Consider the following 18,717-nt stretch of genomic DNA (forward strand, 5'->3'; position numbering starts at 1 on the left):
AATGTTAGCCGCGCCCCTGCACCGCTCGGAACGATCGCCGATTTACGCTCCTCGTGGTAGTTCGATCGTGAACACGGTGCGGCCTTCTCGTCGCTCCCAAGCGATGCGCCCGGCGTGGGCATCGACCGCTTGCTTCGCGACCGCAAGTCCCAACCCGATGCCCTGATCCTTACCGGTCACGAACGGGTCGAACAGCTTGTCTGCGATTGCCGGAGGGGGGCCGGGACCGGTGTCGCTGACTTCGACCGAAGCGCCGATTTGCGTCGCGGTCAACCGAACGCGAACCTCCCCCCCGGGGCCGGCCGCTTCGACCGCATTACCGATCACGTTGCCGAGGAGGTGCGAGAGTTGCGTCGAGTCGCCGACGATCACCGTGCTTTCGACCGGCGGCGCCCAGATCACGGGTGTCCCCGCGTGCTGGCACTGCGGCTTCAGCAAACTGACGGATTGGCCGATGAGCTTCGCGAGATCGCACGGTTCATGCACGCCGATTGGCGGCTTACCGAGTGCAAGGAACTGGCGCAAATTCGATTCAATGCGCGCGAGTTGTCGCAGCGCCACTTGCAGTGGCTCGGGGTCCGCCGACGGATTCTCTGCAAGGAACAGTTCCACCGCGAGTTTCGCACCGGCGGCCGCGTTGCGAAGCTGGTGCGCCAAGCCGCCGGAGAACTGCCCGAGCACTTGGAGCCGCTCGGTGCGCTGGAGTTCGTCCTGGAACGCGGCGAGGCGCCGAGCCATCTCGTTGACGGCTTCGCACAGGTCGCGGAATTCGTCGTCGCCGCCGGTCACGGGCATGGGTCGAAAATCGCCGGCCGCGATGAGTCGCGTGCGAGCATCGAGATCGCGCACGCGGCGCACGAGCCCCGAGCCGAACGCGAACGCCAGGATCACCGCGAACACGCCCGCGCCGCCGAGGATGATGAGCGGCCGAACCGCATCGGCCACGGCCGTTCGGCGCAGCGATTCGGGGTAGAAGATGTACAGGCTCCCGCCCTGGTTCGGGTGCTTGGGCGACAACGGCAGGCGCAAGCATCGGTACTCCTGCCCCGCGATCACGACCGGTGGGCCGAGTGTGTGCGGTTCGCCCACTTCGGGCAGAGTCGCGGTGGGCACGTCGGTGGGCGGCTTCGGCTTCGGGTCGGCGAACGTCGATTCGGACGGTACGGTCGGGTGAACGAAGAGAAATTCCGCCCCCGACAGCTTTTGCATCTTCTTGAGAACGGGTTCCGTGAGCGGAAAGAACGGCGGTTCGGTGAGCGTGTGCGCGACAGCCCACTGTTGCGTCGCGAGGCGCTGTTCCGCTCCGCGTGCCGCGATGGACGCGGCCCACCCGGTCACCACCGCGTCCCCCAATAAGAGGAGCACGAACGGAAGGAGCAACCGGTATCGGAGGGACAATCGCATGAGTGTGGTCAGCTACGAAGACACTTAATGGGTATTCGCGCGGATGAACGGAACGAAACCTGAGCCAAACACGGTCATTCTTCGGAATCCGTTCGCCCCGTGCGCCCGCGCGAATACTGTTCTTCTTTCGCAGTTCGCGCAGTGTGTAGAATGAGCTGCGATCTCCATAAACGCGACCGCATTGGCGCATCGGGGCTTTCTCACCCGGCGATGTTGTTTTATGCTGGTAGAGGCGCTGAAACGGTTACCCGGCGCGAACGAGTAAGGAACGGACGGCGGATGGACGGCATCTTCCACGAACTGTCCCGCAAAACCGACCCGGCCAAACTGCTCGGTTACCTCAATTTCTCGGACGGGCGGCCGGACCCGCGGTTCCAGAAGGGGTTGGCGGACGCCTGCGCGCACCTGCTCGAAAGCGGCGACCCGCTCCCCTGGCGCACGCTCTCGTTGTGGCTCCAGCACGAGTTAAGTGGCCTGGTGGCGGCCGGCGCGGGTGCGTTCCGCGACACGACCCAAGTTCGCGCGGTGCTCGACGCGGCCCTCGTGCGGCTCCCGGGCGCGTACCGCGCGCACCACTCCGACCAGCTCGCGCACCAGCCCGATTCCGCACTCTTCGGCCCGTTCTTCCTCGCGCGCTGTTGCGAAGCGGTGCTGAGAGTCGGCCAACCGTGGGACGCGGTTCGGCTCGTAACCGGCGGGCTGAACCTGCTGAACGATTACGTCGGCTACCGGCCGATCGCGGTGCTCGAAACGCGCCCCAACACCGAGTTCTACACACACGAGAAAGTTCGGCCGGTGCCACTCGCGATCGCCGGCGCTGGGGTTTCGCCCGGGATCTACGCCGACATCGTCCGGCCCGCGCTCAAGTTACTCGAAGAGACCGAGTCCGCGCTTCTGGAAGAAGCCAGTTTCGAGCCGGGGAAGCTCGACGAACTCGCGTTCGATCCGCGGGCACACGACCACTTCCACCCGGTGAACAAGCGCCCGAACGTGCTGTTCGGAGAGTGGGACCCGCACACCATCGACAACGCCGGCTACTTCCGCCGGTTCGTGCTGCGGCAAATGACGCTCGACACGCTCCTGACGTGGGTGCTGCCCGGCGAGTCCGGCGCCCCAGCGCCCGGGGGATCGGAGAAGAGCGAGCGCCTCTTTGAAGCCGCCGCGGTGCTCGCGGGTACCATTCTGATGGGCGCCGGGGTGAGCGGAGCTGGGCCGAACTTCCACGACTCCACCGTCACGCTCTCGAAACTCGTTCCGCGCATCGCCCGGTACCGCGATGCCTTCTACCAGCGCCTCTTGAAGCAATTACCAGGGGCGCACGGCGAGCGATTGCGCGCCGAGGCCGAGAAGCGGAAACAGCCGTTCGCGGGCGTGCGGCAATTCCTCAACCAAGCGATCTCGACGCAGCGCGCCTCGCACCTTCAGGACCGCAGGCTCGCGCAGTTCTACGCCGCAATGGGGTACCCCACGGCCGCACGCGACCAATCGGCCAAGATCGATGCGCCCGCGGTACGGTTCGGGACCGAGATCCGCATTCGGCAAACGGAAGCGGGCTTCGCGGCCGATCGCGGGCGCCCGGCCGATGCCGCACCGCTCCTGGCGGAAGTCGAAGACCTGCTGCGCCGCGGAATCGATTGCGGCGCGCTCATCGACCCGTGGAACATCCTCGGCTATCAGGGTTTGTTCCCGATCTTCCCCGGTCGGGAAGACACCGTGCGCGACCCGCGTGCGGAGGAACTCATCCACATTGCGGGCCGGCAACTCGATCTGTACGCCCGCAGCAGTGCGTCCGCGGCCGTAGCCAGTGACGGCGCCACGCGCGAGCGCCTCACCGCGCACATGCGGGACTTCGCGGCGTGGTGGGACAAGTTCGCGACCTCGACCGTGAACGACATGCCGCGCATCGTCGGCGGCGAGCGCACGGACGCGGCCGAGCACGTGGCCGACGCGCTTGCGGCGTGGGCACTGAGGCAACCGAACTCGAACGACATCGCGTTCTGGCGGCAGCACCGCGAGGGGTTCACCAGCCCGGCCGCGTTCGCACAGGTGATCGAACCGCTCATCGAGCGCCGCGAATGGCGGGCCGCGATGGGCCTGCTCATGACGTGGCTCTCCGAGAGCGACACGGTCCCACTCGACGAGCCCGGGGCGTCGTTCGAGGCGCTGGCCGAGCGCTGGCTCCGCGGAACGAGCGCGTCCGAACCGGTCAGCGAACGCGCGCCGCTCCTGCGCCGGTTCTTCGAGATGCTCGAGGCCAACGCGAGCGAGGACTGGCACACGCCGCACGAGTGGCTGAGCGAACCGCGCGAGCGCAACGAAAACGAGGAAGACGGTGAGTTCGCGTCCGCATACGAGGGGATGACGTACAAGGATTCGACCGACGACGGCGTGGAGGGTTCGATCGCGGGCGACCCGCCCGCGCCGATCGGCGAGTTCCAACTGGAAGCGCAGGCGGACGCGATCGAAGACCGGCTCGGGTTCCTGCACGCGATCGCGAAATTGTGGCGCCTCGCCGCGCGCCCGGACGTGTGGGCGCCCAACGACTCAACCCGCGACACGACCCTGGCCGTGTGGCTCACCGCCGCCCGGCGCGCGAACGATTCACTCGGCCTGTTCCTCGACCGCCTCACCGAAATCTCGGTTCCCGACCCGTCCGGCGGGCACGAGGGGATGATCGAGTTCGACCGCCGGCGCGCGATCAAGGGCCATTTACTCGATCTCGGCGTGGCGGCGTGTGTGGACGTGCGCCGGGCGACGTTCGCGCTCGCCGCGGTACGCTCGCCGGGGCCGGAGTTACCGAGCGGCCCGCGCCCCTCGTCCTCCGGGGACGAGCAGAACCGCCCGCCCGCGTGGGAGTCGCTCCTCGTGCGCATTGAGCGCGCGATCGGGCGCGGCGACGGCCCGGGCGTGCGCACGCTGCTCCCCGGATTCATCACGCACTTCCGGCGCGAACCGCTCCTGTATTGCCCGCCGTCGGATGGTGGGAAGCCGCGCGAAGTCCTGACCGCGCAAACCGCCCTGGGGGTGCTCGAAGACCTCGTAACGCGGCTCCCGCGCCTCGGATTGTTGCGCGAGACGTTCCAGCTCACGAAACTCGCGCGGCAAATGGAGTGGAACAACCCGCCCGAAGGCCGGCGCGTGAGCAGCTTCGACCAACTGTTCCGCACCGCGCTCACGGGGGTCGTCGAAACGCTTCTGGCTGCCGCTTCGATGTGGGACGAAAACGCGACCGGCGAAGAAGGCCCGCTCGCGGACGCGCTCTTCAAGATCGCCACCGAGTTCCAGAACTTGTGGCACCAGCACAGTCAATCGTTGCGACTCTCGGTGCTGGAAACCGTCAGTGACGACGACGACTGGGAACCCGTGAAGGGCTTCGTGACCAAGTACGGCAGCGACCTGTTCACGGTGCCGTTCCTCGGGCTGTCGAACATGCGCGGCATCCTGGCCCGCGGCGTGTCGGCGTGGCTCGATCACGAGATCGAAAACGGCGAGAACGGCACCAAGCGCCCGAAGCTCGTCTCCGATTGGGACGCCGGCACGCTCGACCGCACCCGGATCGCCCGCAGTGCGGAAGTGGTGCTCCAGGCGCTCATCGAGCATTACGACGAGTACCGCGACTACAATACGACGACGACACAATCCGACTACGGCGAGAACATCCACATCCTGCTGGACATTCTGCGCCTCAAAGTGCGGTACGATCGTTTCGCGTGGCGGATGCGCCCCCTCGCGCTCGCACACGAAGCTTTGTGTCAGCGCGGGTACGAGGCGCTCGCGGCCCGCTGGCGCACCTTCATTGCCGAGAAGACTGTGGAGCTAGCCGACGAGCTACTGAACGAACTGAACGAGCGCGAAGCACGGTACGGTGTGAAACTGCGCACCGTGCGGGACCGCCTCGAAGAGCGCTTCACGCGCCCCCTGGAGATCGACCGCGCCGCAGCGCAAGTTGCGGCCGCGGCCGAAGCCGCACGGAGCGGTCTGTCAGAAGGCAACCCCGCATTCGTTCGGCTGCAAACCGCGCTCGAACCGCTCGAAGCGATCGTGAGCGGCGTGGGCCTCGATGTGCCCACCTGGGTACGGCGGTTGGAGGACGCTCTGCGTCAAACGCGCGACCGCACCACGGATTCGCCGACCGCCCCCCCGAGCGGCCTAACGTTCGAGGAACTCGAGCGCCAAATGGACGAATGGGACAAGGGATTGGGGGAGTAAGGAAGGACGTCGGGAAAGTTTAGGCTTCGCGCTAGCGTTTTGGTGGCGAGTTTCTTGGAACCGACTAGCTGCTTAATTTTTTGGCCTGATAGTTCAGGTACGCCAAGCGCGGCTGGCACGATTATTTAATGCAAGTGCGACGCCATTGATACGAGTGGCATGTTGGGGGCTCCATGGACACCCGCGCTTATACGGTTTGGGGCACCGTCTCCAATACCGGAGCCTCCTCCATAGACATCGTGCTTATAGATGCAAGCCGCCCGATGTCCATACGCGAGATTGAAGAAGAAATTCGCCGGCGCGGACTTCCAGAGCGCGGCGCGGTGAGTTCCCACTTGAATACACTCAAAAAGCGGGGCCACATTGTTAATACGCCAAGCGGTTGGTGTCGAACTTCGATGGCTTCGGATGGACAATTAAAAACGGCGCCCGCAACACGGGCCACTTTTGGCGAACCGCAGAATCCATCAACGCCTGCTTCGCCGCCAGCTCCATCAAGCCCGGCATCAACAACCTCAACCGACCGAACCGAGCGGGTTCAACGAATCAAGCTCATGCTCGAAACTGGCGTCGTTGTGGTGACCCTTGTCAGCGGCATCGTCGCGCTCCTGTTGCGGTTCAAATAAAATAACAACAGCAAACCCATTCGAGATTCGTCATGACGATTGCCGCAGTCAGAAATGCCCGCGCTGGTTCACTCCGGCACGGTCTTCCGGCCTCGTTCAAGCGGGAGGGCACTGTGTACGCGATCGCCTTCGACATGGATATCGAGCAACTGCGGATTCATTTCGGCGACCCGTACAACAACGCCTATCTCGAAATTCGCAGAGTGCTGGAGCGGCACCAGTTCCAGTGGCAACAGGGCAGCATGTACTTCGGCGGCCCTGCGGTTTCGGCAGCAACGGTCATGGTCGCGGTGATCGACTTGGCGACGCAACTACCGTGGTTCGCTGCGTCCGTTCGTGACATCCGAATGCTGCGAATCGAGGAATTGAATGATCTCATGCCCGTGGTTCAACGGGTCGCGGGCATGACCGGCGGCGAGCAAGAGGCTTAGGACTACCGGACAAAACCCCTGCCTACCTGCTGTCTTCCAGCGATTTTCGATGATGGCCAGGGTTTTGTCCGGTAGTCCTTAATACACGGCGCCTGTTTTCGGGTTCGCAATTTACCTTGTAACTCCTCGGCCACTGGCGGGTTGTAGTGGTGCCCACGATCCGCCACTCCGCGCGGATTCTTCGGCAATCTGAGGGGTTCCTTATGACCGTTCGTGGCATCGGTCTATTGCTCGTCGTCGGTGGACTCGTTGCCGGAACGGTTGCGGCGCAGCCGCCGATCGGCGTCATTGGCAAGAACAAAGCCAGTGACGATAAGGCCGATGCGTCCAAGCTGAAGAGAGTGACCTGGAAGGTCGGCGACGTCACCCGCGAAGCGCTGGTTTACGCTCCGCCGACAACCGACAAGAAGCACCCCCTCGTGTTCGCGTTCCACGGGCACGGCGGGAAGGCCGAGCTGTCGTCCCGAAACTTCGCGTTCCACAAACACTGGCCCGAGGCCATATCCATTTATCCCCAGGGATTGCCAACGCCGGTTCCGGCTCTGGACCCCGATGGCAAGTTCTCCGGGTGGCAAAAGTACATCGGCGATCAGAAGGACCGCGACCTCGAGTTCTTTGACGTGATGCTCAAAACGCTCATCGCAGAGTACCAGATCGACGAGAATCGCGTTTACGTCGCCGGGCACTCGAACGGCGGGTTCTTCACCTACGTACTGTGTGCGGCGCGGCCCGATAAACTGGCCGCGGTCGCGCCCGTCGCGGCCACGGTGTCGCCACGCGATTTCAAGAATCAGAAACCGCTACCCGTGTTGCACGTCGCCGGAGAGAAGGACCGAATCGTTTCGTTCGCGTCTCAGGAAAAGACGATGGAGCAGGTGCGCAAGTTGAACGGCTGTGACGCGGAGGGGAAGCCCGCTGGCAAGTGGTGTACCGAGTACAGTTCCTCGAAGGGACCGCCCGTCGTGACCTTCATTCACCCGGGCAATCACGGGATTCCAGAGGGCGCCCCCGAACGGATCGTTCAGTTCTTCAAGGATCACGCACGGAAGTGAACGGCGTTGTTGGCTCACACAAAGCGCACGCCGCTCATGCCAATGGCTTGGCGTAGGCGTTTCAGGTACTCGCTCCGCGAGATCTCGCTCGCGCCCATCGTGCTCGTGTGATCCGTCTTCATCTGCACATCGAGTAGCGTGAACCCGCGCTCGCGCAAACGCGACACAAGGGCCGCGAGCGCGACTTTCGACCCGTCGGTGACGCGGTAGAACATCGATTCCGCCGCGAACAGCCCGCCGATGCTCACGCCGTAAGTCCCGCCGGCGAGCTCCCACACGTCCGGCCCCTCGCTCTCGGCCTTCACCCACGTTTCCAGGCTGTGAGCGTGACCCAAGCGGTGCAGTTCCGCGTAGCCCGCGAGCATGTCGCTCGTCACCCAGGTGCCCTCGGGTCGGCACTCGCCGCACGCCCGCATCACCGTCTCGAAGCACTGGTTCACCGTGACGCGGAACTTCCCCGAACGAATGGTCCGCGCGAGCCGGCGCGAGACGTGGAGCCCGCCGTACCCGGGCGTGGCGTCCGGGTGCGTGCGGGAATCGACGTGAAGATCGATGACGCCGCGCGGGTCCGGCGACCACCACAGGATCGGGTCGCCCTCGTTGAACCACGGGAACACGCCGTCGGCGTAGGCGCGCAGCAGTGTGGGCGGGCGCAGGTCGCCGCCCACGCCCACGAAGCCGTCCGGTTCCGCCAACTCGGGCGGAATCCACGGCACGTCACGGTTCCCCCAAATGCCGCTCACAGAACGTCCCTCATCGAGCCGGCGCGGTCGGTTTACTTTTCCAATTTCATCAGCAACTGCTTCGCTTCGGCCGCGACTTTCGTGTTCGCGTACTTCTTGGTGATGAGCGTGAGTACCGTCTTGGCGTCGTCCGGTTTCTTGTCATCCAGGAGCTTTTTCGCCAGCGCCAGCCTCTCGGCCGCGGCCGCTTCTTCGGCCGCGGCGCCGGTCAGGGTCTCGGACCCGCGTTCGCCGGTCGTGTTGAGCAGCACCCAGCCGTCGTGCTTGTCGCCCTCTTTCGAGACGATGACGTACCCCAACCCGCCGCCGGCCTTCGTGAGCAGCTCGTCGAGTGCGGTCTCAAGCGGCTTGTCTTTGCACGTGTACGTCACCTTTTGCGAATACGGGAACCCGGTGCCGTAGGCCCACATCACCAGCATATCCGACCGCATGTCGGCCTGCGCTGCGAACTCCTTCAGGACGTCGCCGAGCCGCCCGTTCTTGGCGTCGATGCTCACCTTCACCTTGAGCGCCTTCGTGCGGGTCAACTCCGCTGCAGCGGTCTGTTTCGCGTCCTTTTCACCCTCTTTGGGGGCCGATCGGGACCACGCGGGACCGCCCAGCACGAGCGCGGCAGAGGCGGCAAATAGCACGATTGAACGCATGACACATCCTGTCGCTACGAGGTTCTGCGGATCAAAGTGAGAGGGCCGTCCGAACAGCCTACCCAGATTCAACTTCGGGCACGGGAAAAAGGACCGCGCCGGGGGCTACGGTGCTGGTTCGGCGGAGCGAATTCTTCTAAAATAACATAGTTCTTCGCGGAACATCAGTCGCCACGGAAACGCCGTCATTTCGGCCGCGCGGAGCGTATTTGAAGGAGCCTTCTTTGGCCGACGAAAACACACCTCCGACCGATCCGGACGCCGCGCCGCCCACCGGCGGCCTCGCAATTATTCACCCGCTCGACATCGTAGACGAACTACGGGACAGTTACCTCACTTATGCTCAGTCGGTTATCATCAGCCGCGCGCTACCGGACGTGCGCGACGGGCTGAAGCCCTCGCAGCGCCGCATCCTCGTCGCGATGAACGACCTCGGCCTCGGGCCGGCCTCGTCCACCAGCAAGTGCGCCGGTATCATCGGCGAAACGATGAAGCGGTACCACCCGCACGGCGACGCCTCGATTTACGACTCGCTCGTGCGAATGGCGCAAGACTGGAACTTGCGGTACCGGCTCGTCCACGGCCAGGGGAACTTCGGCTCGATCGCCGGTCTGCCGCCCGCCGCCCACCGGTACACCGAAGCGCGCCTCACGCCGGCCGCGGGCGAGCTCCTCGAAGACCTCGAGCGCGACACCGTTGACTTCATCGACAATTACGACGGCAAGTACCGCGAACCGCTCGTGCTTCCCGGGAAGTTTCCGAACCTCCTGGTCAACGGCTCGGACGGCATCGCGGTAGGCATGGCGACGCACATCCCGCCGCACAACTTGCGCGAGGTGTGTACCGCCCTCGTCAGGCTCATCGACGAGCCCGACGCCACGCTCGCCGACCTCATTCAGATCGTCCCGGGGCCGGACTTCCCGACCGGCGGTATCGTGATGGGTCGGCAGGGAATTCTTGATGCGTACTCGCGGGGCGCGGGGAAAATCACGCTCCGCGCCCGCGCCCAGGTGATGGAAGAGGTCAAAGGGAAGTCGCCGAGCATCCTCATCACGGAGGTACCGTTCCAGGTGACGCGCAACGCGCTCACCGAGGAAATCGGGCAACTGGTGAAGGACGAGCGCATCGCCGGGATCGGCGGCATCCGCGACGAATCATCCGCGCGCAACGGCGAGCCCGTCCGCCTCATCGTCGAGCTCAAGCGCGGGACCGACCCGCACCTCGTCCTGAACCAACTCTACCAGTTCACGAAGCTCCAGAAAACGGTCAGCATCATCATGCTCGCACTGGTGGACGGCCGCCCGCGCGAGCTCACGCTCAAGGAGATGCTCCAGAAGTTCCTGGACCACCGCGTGCACGTCATCCGGCGGCGCACGGAGTACCTGCTGCGCGAGGCGAAGCGCCGCGGGCACGTCCTCGAGGGGCAGCTCATCGCCATTGCGGACATCGAGAACGTCATCAAGATTTGCCGCACGTCGGCCAACCGCGGGGAAGCGAAAACGCGGCTGCAGGGGCTGGCGGTCCCGTCCAGCCTCATGGAGCGGGCGATCGGCGCCGCGGCCTTCACCGCACTACAGCGCGAGCTCGGCACCGTAACCGAGTACCGCATGACGGAGCAGCAAGCGGAAGCCGTCGTCCGACTCCAGCTCGGTCAGCTCGCGGCGCTCGAGAGCGACGAGATCCTGAAAGAGTACCTGCAGCTCCGCGACCTGATCCGCGGGTACGAGACGCTCCTCTCCGCCGACGCGAACATTCACGCCGTCATTCGCGAAGACCTGGACAAGATGGCCTCGAAGTACGGGGACAGCCGCCGGACCGAGATCACCGATGACGGTGGCGACCTGGAAATCGAAGACCTGATCGTGGACGAACCGAACGTCGTCACGATCTCGCACGAGGGTTTCATCAAGCGCATGCCGCTGACCGAGTACCGCGTGCAGGGCCGAGGGGGGAAGGGCGTCCAGGGCGGGCTGCGCGACAAGGACTTCGTGGAACACTTCTTCGTCGCGAGCACCAAAGCCTACCTCTTGTGCTTCGCGAACACCGGCCAGATGTACTGGCTGAAGGTGTACAAGATCCCGCAGGCGGCGCGCACGAGCGCGGGCCGAAGTATCGCCAACGTGCTGTCGCTCAAGCCCGAAGAGAAGATCACGAGCATCGTGCCGGTGCGCGAGTTCGCCGAGGGGTGCCACCTGCTCATGGCCACGCGCCAGGGCACGGTGAAAAAGACCGACCTGATGGCGTACAGCAACGTGCGGGCCGGCGGCATCATCGGCATCACGCTCGACGCGGGCGACGACCTCATTAACGTCGCGCTCACGAGACCCGGCGACGAGATCATTCTCAGCACGCAGAAGGGCATGGCGATCCGGTTCCGCGAGTCCAACGCCCGCGCGATCGGGCGCACGGCCCGCGGGGTCAAGGGCATCAAGCTCGGCAAGGACGACATTATCGTCGGCATGGTGGTCGCGGACCCAGACGGGTTGCTCCTCACGGTCTGCGAGAACGGTTACGGCAAGCGCACGCCGTTCGGCGCGAACACCCCCGCCCCGGAGGGCACCGGCGAGGGCGACGACGAGATGTCGGGCGCCGAGCCGGAAATCATTGAGGCGGAGAACGAGAACGGCGACGGCGAGAACGAGACCGACCCGTCGAACATGCGGTACCGGCTCCAGCGCCGCGGCGGTAAGGGCGTGAAGGACGTCAAGGTGACCGCCAAGAACGGCAAGGTGATCGGCATCACGAGCGTGCGCGACGGCGACGAAATCATGCTCATCACGAAGGACGGCATGGTGACGCGGAGCAAGGTGGACGCGATCCGCATCGTCGGCCGGAACACGCAGGGCGTGAAGGTCATGAACCTGAGCGACGGCGACAAGATCGTGTCGATCGCAAAGGTCGCCCAGGAGAACGTCGGCGACGTGGGAGAGGTGAAGGAATAAGACAGAAGAACGGAGCCGCGGATGAACGCAGATAGCGCGGATAAAACCCAGAGAGATTCCGTTCAGAATCGCACGGGCCGACTTTCGTGGTTTGTGCCTAATTCCTGGGTTTTATCCGCGCTATCTGCGTTCATCCGCGGCTCCGTTCTTCTCCTTCATTGATTTGGAGCCTGATTCAATGCGCGTGCTGATTACCGGCGGGTACGGGTTCATCGGGGCGTGGATCATTCGCAACCTGTTATCGCGCGGCGATCAGGTGTGGGTTTTCGACCTCCGCGAAGACGCCCGCCGATTGCGGCTCGTCCTGCCCGAGAGCGAGGTCGCGAAGGTCACGTTCGTGCAGGGCGACGTGACCGACCTCAAGGCACTCTCCACCGCGATCGCGGCCCACCAGATTTCGCACATCATCCACCTCGCCGGGCTGCAAGTGCCGACGTGCCGCACCGACCCGATGTTGGGCGCGAAGGTGAACGTGCTCGGCACGCTCGCCGTGTTCGAGGCCGTGAAAGCCGCGGGCGACCAGGTGAAGCGCCTCGTGTACGCGAGTTCCGCCGCGGTCTTCGGCGGACCGGACAAGTACCCGGCCGGTGCGCAACCGGACGAAGCGCCGCTCGTACCTAGCACGCACTACGGCGTGTTCAAGTGCTGCAACGAGGGCAACGCCCGCATCTACTTCCAGGACTCGGGTATCTCCAGCGTCGGCCTGCGGCCGTGGACCGTGTACGGCGTGGGGCGCGATCTCGGTATGACCAGCGAACCGACGAAGGCGATCAAAGCGGTGCTGCTCGGGCGCCCGTACCACATCAATTTCGGTGGGTCGAGCGACTTCCAATACGTCGACGACGTGGCGAAGACCTTCATCTACTCGATGGACCGGCCGTACTCGGGAGCGAAAAGCTACAACCTGCGCGGCGCCGTGATCGCGATGAAGGAGTTCCACGCCGCGCTCACCGCCGTGCTGCCAGAAGCGGCGAAATTGGTCACGTTCGGCACCACGCAGATCGCCATCGCCTACGACCTCTCCGACGACGGCCTCCAGCGCGACCTCGGGCCGATGCCGAAAACAGCGCTCGAAACCGGCATTCGTGAGACGGTCGCGATCTTCAAGCAACTCCAGAGCGAAGGGCGACTCGACACCGCGGACCTCGAAGCGCCCAAAATGGCACCGGTCACGGTCGCCGACGAGCCGTAAGAGGCGATTCGCGCCCGGGCGGGTTATCGGTAATGTGGTCCGCTCACGGAACGAGCGGACTACGCGCCGAGTATCCCAAAAGTACAGGCCGAAACACTTCAAACACTCCTCCACATTTCGCCACATCTCTACCTTCACGCGCGGTTGTAATTCCGCCATTTGCGGAATGTAGACTTTCTGTGAAGTCGCAACGGTTACAACGGTCGCGAAGAAGTTGCGGCGGCTGGCACTCGGTTCCTGGATCGCACAAACGCCTGAAAAATCCAGCACTTGGCCACTTTCTGCCGAAATTCGATTCGCTGTGGCACGCTCTCTGCATTGCATTATCTCATCGAAACGAAACCCAACCGCAAGGAAGCATAAAGATGACCCCGATCACCAGCACCGCCCGCATTACCACGACCGCCTCGACCACCACCGACGCCGAAAAGCTCCTCCGCGACATGGCCTACATCCTCAAACTGACCCGCCGTGTGAAAGAGGAAATGTGTGCCGATCGCGCTCAGGCCCAGGCCCCGGTCACGAATCCCGAACGGGCCCTGGTCGCATAAGACCGACCCATCCCCCATGCCGCTCCCTTGTCCCCTATGAAAACAGGAGGAACAAGCGAAGCGGGCGAGGGTCCCAACGGCTTAACTCCCGCCGTTCGGACCCCCGCCCGCTTCTTTCGTTTGTCGGCCACCCCTCACTTCTCGTCTACCCCATTCCCCTTATCCCCCGATCTTACCTCGGTACGAGGCATCGGATTGTTCCAATCGTGCGAACGAATCCGGATTTGTGCAAAGTTCGCGGAGCGCCGTGGCCGAAAAGTTTTCTGAAGCGAATGGTTCGTTGGATCATCGGGGGGGGGAAATGAAGCGTACCGCGACCACGTTGGTGCTATTAGCCGGGTTCGGCGGCGGGTGCGTCAGCCCCGAAGCACAAACCCAACAACAACAGATGCAGCCGGCGCCGCAGCGCACCGGCGGGTTCGGCACGGTCACCCGGGGCAAGGAAGTCGGGGGGGTGATGGGGCCGAGCGGCGAGCCGGTGATGGCCGTTCGCGGGTCCACCCCGTGGGGCGGGCCGAGCGGCGTGAAGCAGGCCGGCGGACCGACCGCACTCGTCGGCGACACCGGCATGATTCGGCCCGTGTCGGGATTCAACCCGACGCGCGTCACCTCGAACGAGGGCTGCACGAACTGCTCCGTGCCGGGCGTCGGCGGTAGCGTCATTCGTGACGCCGGTTCGAGTTACGGTCCGCCCCCGGGGTACGGGGCCGCCGGTCCTTACGGCCCGCAGGACTCGCTGCGGCACGGCATCGTTCCGGTGCCCACGATGGGGCCTCCCGGAGCCGTGGCCGCGTTCGGGGCCATCGGGGCGGGTGGCGGTGGAATGATGGGGCGCCCGGGCCTGCCGAACGGCCGATCGTCGATCAACTTCACCGGCCCGGCCGGGATGAAGGTAACCTGGCAACTGCCGGACGGCACCTTCAACGACGAGGCCAGCGCGCTGACCGCGCCGAAGGACTACAACTTCCTGCAAGGGTCAGTGTACCGGCTGCGGCTCACGAGCATCCTGCCGGACCACCCGGGCAAGTCGTTCTACCCGACGCTCGAAGTGGCCCCCGCGAACCCGAAGACGCTGGTGTTCCTGAGCCACTCCAATGTGCCGCTCACGTTCACGGCGGACGACTTCGCCCAGGCGAAGGCGGGCAACCTCGTGGTGAAGGTGGTGTACCTGCCGGACCCGATCAACCAGGACTTTAGCACGGTCCTCGGCGCGGAAGAAGTGGTCTCCACGCGGCTCGAACCGGGTGCCGACCCGGTCGCGGAAGCCCAGCGCCGCGGAGCGATCCTGGCCATCATCCGCATGGGTAACATTGACCTGGAGAACCGCGTCTCGCCCGCGATGACCGCCCCGCCCCCGGGCCTGATGCTCCCGCCGGGCGGCCCGGTTCCGACCCCGCCCCCGGGTGCGATGCCGCCGAAGCCGAAGAGCTCTGTGGAACTGCCGCTCAACCCGCCGGGCACCGCGAGCGTCCGCCCCCTGGTCTCTCTGCCCGCGCTGCCGTCGGTTCCTCCGGCCGAGCTTCCGCTCGTGCCGAGCGGTCCCGTGGCCCCGGTCGGTCCCGGGCCGAAGCCGCCGACCAAGTAGTTTTCAAGTTTGAAGTTCCAGAGTTCCAAGTTCCGAGTCGAAGACCGCGGGCGAACAGCTTGTGTCTTCAACTCGGGGCTTGGAACTCTGAAACTTGGGACTCCGACACACGGGCTTTTTGTTGAACAGGACTTCGCGAGGTTTCGCCATGAAAGCGAAGACGCTCACACTGCTCGGTGCCCTGGTCGTTGGTCAGGGGCTCGCCCCGGCTCAACCGGGACCGGTTCCGACGCAGGGGCCGCCCGGCGGGGTCGCGGGGTTCGGCGCAGCGCCCCCGGGGCCGCTCGGTCCGCCGCGCGCGGTACCCGGGCAGGACGTGCTGCAACCCGGTACGGGTGCTCCGGTGCCGGCGCCGCTCGTCGCGGCCAAGTTCCTCGTGCCGAAGGACGTGCGCGTCACCGCGTTCCCCGGTTCGGCGCAGAGCCGAATGTACGACGCGCCCGTCGTGATGGGCCTACGCCCCGGCTACGTGTACCGCTTCGAGCTGAGCAACCTGCCGTACAGTCCGGGTAAGGTGCTGTACCCGGAAGTGGAAGTGCGCGGAACGCTGGTCCCGCGCCCCGGCATGAAGTACATGGATCACCCGATCCCGCTCGTGTTCTCGCAACCCGACATCGAGCGCGTGCTCAAGGGCGCGGTGGTCACGAAGGTCATTTATCTGGAAGACCCGGAGAAGGCGCTGCCCGCGGAAGTGGCACCGAACGCCCCGGTCGAAATGCCCGACGAGACCGACGCTGCGGCCATTAAAGCCGCGCTCGCCAACGGCCGGCTCATGGCGATCGTGCGCCTGGGCAACCTGAAACCGACCGCCGATCAACTGAAATCCTATGTGATCGATGGCACGATCCTGCTTCCGGGCGAGAAGCTGTTGAAGGCCCCGATCGCGCCCCCGCACTTCCCGTACCTCGCGTGCCCGATGTACGACCCGCTCTTGGGTCCGAAGGGGCCGAAGGAAGAGTGCTTCATCGACGGCGGCGACAAGGGCGATCCATTGGGGATCGGCCCGGGCGGGCGACTCGGTGGGCTGAACCCGACCGATGTGGGTGTGGAGTACACTATCGGCGGGCGCCGAAAGGTGACGACCTCCAACGTGGTCTGCATTTGCTCCCCGCGGTTCATGATTCGCCGCACAGAACTGCTGCCGAACGGCTTCGATCACCAGGTGCGCGCCGCGGCGCACGTGGGGGCGCTGAGCCCCGGCTCTTTCAAAGACCGGCGCGCGGCGATGGTCGATATCGCGCTGACCAAGCCGAGCGAATTTGAAGGCAAGGTGCGGCCGTCCGCGTTCGTGGGCAAGGTGGGCACTGCGTTCTTTATCAACACGAGCCGGCCGGCCGCGTTCGGTCAGGTCGCAGGTGTGAAGGTCGTTGGTGTGGTGGTCGAACCGGAACAGCTCACCGCGTTCCCGATGCTCGCCCCGCTGACGGTGACCAAGAGCGTGGACCCGCCGGGACCGAAGGAAGCAGGCGAGATAGTAACGATTACGATCAAGTACGCGAACACCGGCGCGAAAGCGGTGAGCGACATCGTGATTAGCGACAGCCTGAGCGGGCGGTTGGAGTACGTGCAGGGTTCGTCACAGTCCGACCGGCCCTCGAACTTCACCGTTGCGGAGAACGAAGTCGGCTCGACGGTGGTGCGCTGGGAACTTCCCGGCACGATCCTCCCCGGCCAGAGCGGAACGGTGCGGTTCAAAGCGAAGGTGCGGTAACGTTCGTTGCGAGCTGGATGGAATCCGTTTGTGGAGCAGCCTGATTCGCTCGCTTGGAGGATGCAACGGACGACTCAAACGAGCCGTTTCGCTGTGATAGTGAAGGTAAACGGTAGTAGAAACGCATGCGGCCGGGATGAACCCGGCCGCATGCGTTTCTACTCATCGCAAGTTCACGCGCTTTCGCGTTCGGCGACCTCCGTCGCGATTGATTTCTCGCGTTCTACGAAGCGCACCTTCACCGTTGGCCCGGCTATGTGGTGGAGCAAGTGCTTCGGCAGGTGGCAGCGGATCACCACTTCGTTCGCGTCGTCGCGGAATTCCTGGCGGTAGATTTCCGCGTGCGCGTTCAGGAACGCGAGCACCCGGCCGTTCCCGGAATCGGTGACGACCTCGGCTTCCGCGAAATCTTCCGCCAGTGCCTCCATCACCGCATCCTCCAGGCGCTCAATGCCCTCACCCGTTAGCCCGCTCACCGCGACCGCCCGCGGGTGGTGGGCTTCTAGCACCGTGAGCAGCGAACGGTCTGCGAGTTTGTCGATCTTATTCAACACCAGCAGTGTCGGTTTTTGGTCGCAGTCCAGTTCCTTCAGCACCGCGGTCACCGCGCGAATGTGGTCCTCCGCTTGCGGGCTGCTCGCGTCAACGACGTGCAGCAGCAGTTTCGCGTGCCGCGCTTCGGAGAGCGTCGCCTTGAACGACGCGACCAAGTGGTGGGGCAGGTCGCGGATGAACCCGACCGTGTCGGAGAGCAGCACGCGGCCCCAATCGCGGATGTGCCACTGGCGCGTGCGCGTGTCGAGTGTGGAGAATAGTTGGTTCTTCACGTACACGCCCGCCTTCGTCAGCGTGTTCATCAACTGCGACTTGCCCGCGTTGGTATAACCCACGAGCGAAATGGTGTGCTCCGCCGAGCGGCTCTTCACCTCGCGCTCCTTGCGCGCGAGCACCTCGTTGAGCTTGTGTTTGAGGTCACGGATGCGGTGCTGCACGAGCCGGCGGTCGCTCTCGAGCTGCGTTTCGCCAGGGCCGCGTAGCCCGATCCCGCCACCCTTCTGACGCGACAAGTGGCTCCACATCTGCTTGAGCCGCGGGAGCGAGTATTCGAGTTGAGCGAGTTCGACCTGGAGCTTCGACTCGGCCGTGCGCGCCCGGCTCGCGAAGATGTCGAGGATCAGCTCACTGCGATCGAGTACCTTCACGCCCAGCGCCTGCTCCAGGTTCCGCGCTTGACCGGGAAAGAGATCGTTGTCGAAAATGACCACGTCCGCGTCCGCGCCCTCGACGAGTTCGTGCAACTCACCGACTTTTCCGCTACCGAGATAGGTCGCGAGCTGCACGTCGTGGCGCTTCTGGGTAAGTTGGCCCACCACGGTCGCCCCGGCCGATTCTGCCAAGCCGCGAATCTCGTCGCACGGGTCGGCCTCGTTGGGCCACGGGCGCTCCGGCAGCGACACGCTGACCAGAACTGCCTTTTCGCTCGCGACCGAGAACTCTTCCCGTTGGGTGTCGAATGCCTTGCTGATGGTCACGTCCTCCGGCGCGGGATGCGCCGCACACATTGTAAGCGAAGCCGATTGTCCACAAAAAGGGCGCAATGTCACAAATCGAGGGTAGAGAGCCGGGG

At 64.6% G+C, this 18,717-nt stretch carries 13 protein-coding genes; 9 read left to right on the forward strand and 4 right to left on the reverse strand.

The window, feature by feature from the left end:
• Positions 1–42 precede the first annotated feature (42 nt).
• Positions 43–1,404 carry a sensor histidine kinase gene (locus J8F10_RS22320; protein WP_210657587.1) on the reverse strand — a complete coding sequence of 454 codons (1,362 nt, stop codon included), beginning with the start codon at positions 1,402–1,404 and terminating at the stop codon, positions 43–45.
• A 279-nt stretch (positions 1,405–1,683) separates the two neighbouring features.
• Here J8F10_RS22320 and J8F10_RS22325 point away from each other — a divergent pair, with 279 nt between their 5' ends.
• From J8F10_RS22325 to J8F10_RS22340, 4 genes are all read left to right on the forward strand, one after another.
• Entirely contained in the window at positions 1,684–5,613 is a 3,930-nt protein-coding gene (locus J8F10_RS22325; RefSeq protein ID WP_210657588.1) for a hypothetical protein, read from the forward strand.
• Between the two features lie 173 nt (positions 5,614–5,786).
• A complete protein-coding gene (locus tag J8F10_RS22330; protein ID WP_210657590.1) occupies positions 5,787–6,239 on the forward strand; it encodes a hypothetical protein in 453 nt (150 codons plus the stop codon).
• 32 nt (positions 6,240–6,271) lie between these two features.
• On the forward strand, positions 6,272–6,670 hold the full coding sequence (locus J8F10_RS22335; protein ID WP_246523492.1) for a virulence factor: 399 nt from the start codon (positions 6,272–6,274) through the stop codon (positions 6,668–6,670).
• A 203-nt stretch (positions 6,671–6,873) separates the two neighbouring features.
• Positions 6,874–7,722 carry an alpha/beta hydrolase family esterase gene (locus tag J8F10_RS22340; protein ID WP_210657592.1) on the forward strand — a complete coding sequence of 283 codons (849 nt, stop codon included), beginning with the start codon at positions 6,874–6,876 and terminating at the stop codon, positions 7,720–7,722.
• Between the two features lie 14 nt (positions 7,723–7,736).
• On the opposite strand, the gene aat is transcribed toward J8F10_RS22340, so the two are convergent.
• Both aat and J8F10_RS22350 read right to left on the reverse strand, forming a co-directional pair.
• Entirely contained in the window at positions 7,737–8,465 is a 729-nt protein-coding gene (gene aat, locus J8F10_RS22345) for a leucyl/phenylalanyl-tRNA--protein transferase (protein ID WP_210657594.1), read from the reverse strand.
• 32 nt (positions 8,466–8,497) lie between these two features.
• Complete coding sequence (locus J8F10_RS22350) at positions 8,498–9,109, reverse strand: hypothetical protein (RefSeq protein WP_210657596.1); 612 nt, start codon at positions 9,107–9,109, stop codon at positions 8,498–8,500.
• Between the two features lie 224 nt (positions 9,110–9,333).
• On the opposite strand from J8F10_RS22350, the gene gyrA reads away from it, so the two are divergent.
• From gyrA to J8F10_RS22375, 5 genes are all read left to right on the forward strand, one after another.
• Positions 9,334–12,051 (forward strand): DNA gyrase subunit A, encoded by a 2,718-nt coding sequence (gene gyrA, locus J8F10_RS22355; protein ID WP_246523493.1) that lies wholly within the window; start codon positions 9,334–9,336, stop codon positions 12,049–12,051.
• Positions 12,052–12,229: 178 nt separating this feature from the next.
• A complete protein-coding gene (locus J8F10_RS22360) occupies positions 12,230–13,243 on the forward strand; it encodes an NAD-dependent epimerase/dehydratase family protein (protein WP_210657598.1) in 1,014 nt (337 codons plus the stop codon).
• 365 nt (positions 13,244–13,608) lie between these two features.
• Positions 13,609–13,794 carry a hypothetical protein gene (locus J8F10_RS22365; RefSeq protein WP_210657600.1) on the forward strand — a complete coding sequence of 62 codons (186 nt, stop codon included), beginning with the start codon at positions 13,609–13,611 and terminating at the stop codon, positions 13,792–13,794.
• Positions 13,795–14,095: 301 nt separating this feature from the next.
• The gene (locus J8F10_RS22370; protein ID WP_210657603.1) at positions 14,096–15,379 is read left to right on the forward strand and encodes a hypothetical protein; all 1,284 of its coding nucleotides are present in this window, start codon (positions 14,096–14,098) and stop codon (positions 15,377–15,379) included.
• Positions 15,380–15,527: 148 nt separating this feature from the next.
• Positions 15,528–17,090 (forward strand): isopeptide-forming domain-containing fimbrial protein, encoded by a 1,563-nt coding sequence (locus tag J8F10_RS22375; RefSeq protein ID WP_210657605.1) that lies wholly within the window; start codon positions 15,528–15,530, stop codon positions 17,088–17,090.
• Positions 17,091–17,263: 173 nt separating this feature from the next.
• Here J8F10_RS22375 and hflX read toward each other — a convergent pair whose 3' ends face one another.
• Positions 17,264–18,622 (reverse strand): GTPase HflX, encoded by a 1,359-nt coding sequence (gene hflX / locus J8F10_RS22380; protein ID WP_210657607.1) that lies wholly within the window; start codon positions 18,620–18,622, stop codon positions 17,264–17,266.
• Positions 18,623–18,717: the final 95 nt, after the last annotated feature.

This window comes from Gemmata palustris (assembly GCF_017939745.1).
Classification (GTDB): Bacteria; Planctomycetota; Planctomycetia; order Gemmatales; family Gemmataceae; genus Gemmata; species Gemmata palustris.

What these genes read in the sequence shown, in the direction of transcription:
- J8F10_RS22320 (WP_210657587.1), bottom strand. Translation starts at nt 1,404, where the DNA reads ATGCGATTGTCCCTCCGATACCGGTTGCTCCTTCCGTTCGTGCTCCTC.
- J8F10_RS22325 (WP_210657588.1), top strand. Translation starts at nt 1,684, where the DNA reads ATGGACGGCATCTTCCACGAACTGTCCCGCAAAACCGACCCGGCCAAA.
- J8F10_RS22330 (WP_210657590.1), top strand. Translation starts at nt 5,787, where the DNA reads ATGGACACCCGCGCTTATACGGTTTGGGGCACCGTCTCCAATACCGGA.
- J8F10_RS22335 (WP_246523492.1), top strand. Translation starts at nt 6,272, where the DNA reads ATGACGATTGCCGCAGTCAGAAATGCCCGCGCTGGTTCACTCCGGCAC.
- J8F10_RS22340 (WP_210657592.1), top strand. Translation starts at nt 6,874, where the DNA reads ATGACCGTTCGTGGCATCGGTCTATTGCTCGTCGTCGGTGGACTCGTT.
- J8F10_RS22350 (WP_210657596.1), bottom strand. Translation starts at nt 9,109, where the DNA reads ATGCGTTCAATCGTGCTATTTGCCGCCTCTGCCGCGCTCGTGCTGGGC.
- J8F10_RS22360 (WP_210657598.1), top strand. Translation starts at nt 12,230, where the DNA reads ATGCGCGTGCTGATTACCGGCGGGTACGGGTTCATCGGGGCGTGGATC.
- J8F10_RS22365 (WP_210657600.1), top strand. Translation starts at nt 13,609, where the DNA reads ATGACCCCGATCACCAGCACCGCCCGCATTACCACGACCGCCTCGACC.
- J8F10_RS22370 (WP_210657603.1), top strand. Translation starts at nt 14,096, where the DNA reads ATGAAGCGTACCGCGACCACGTTGGTGCTATTAGCCGGGTTCGGCGGC.
- J8F10_RS22375 (WP_210657605.1), top strand. Translation starts at nt 15,528, where the DNA reads ATGAAAGCGAAGACGCTCACACTGCTCGGTGCCCTGGTCGTTGGTCAG.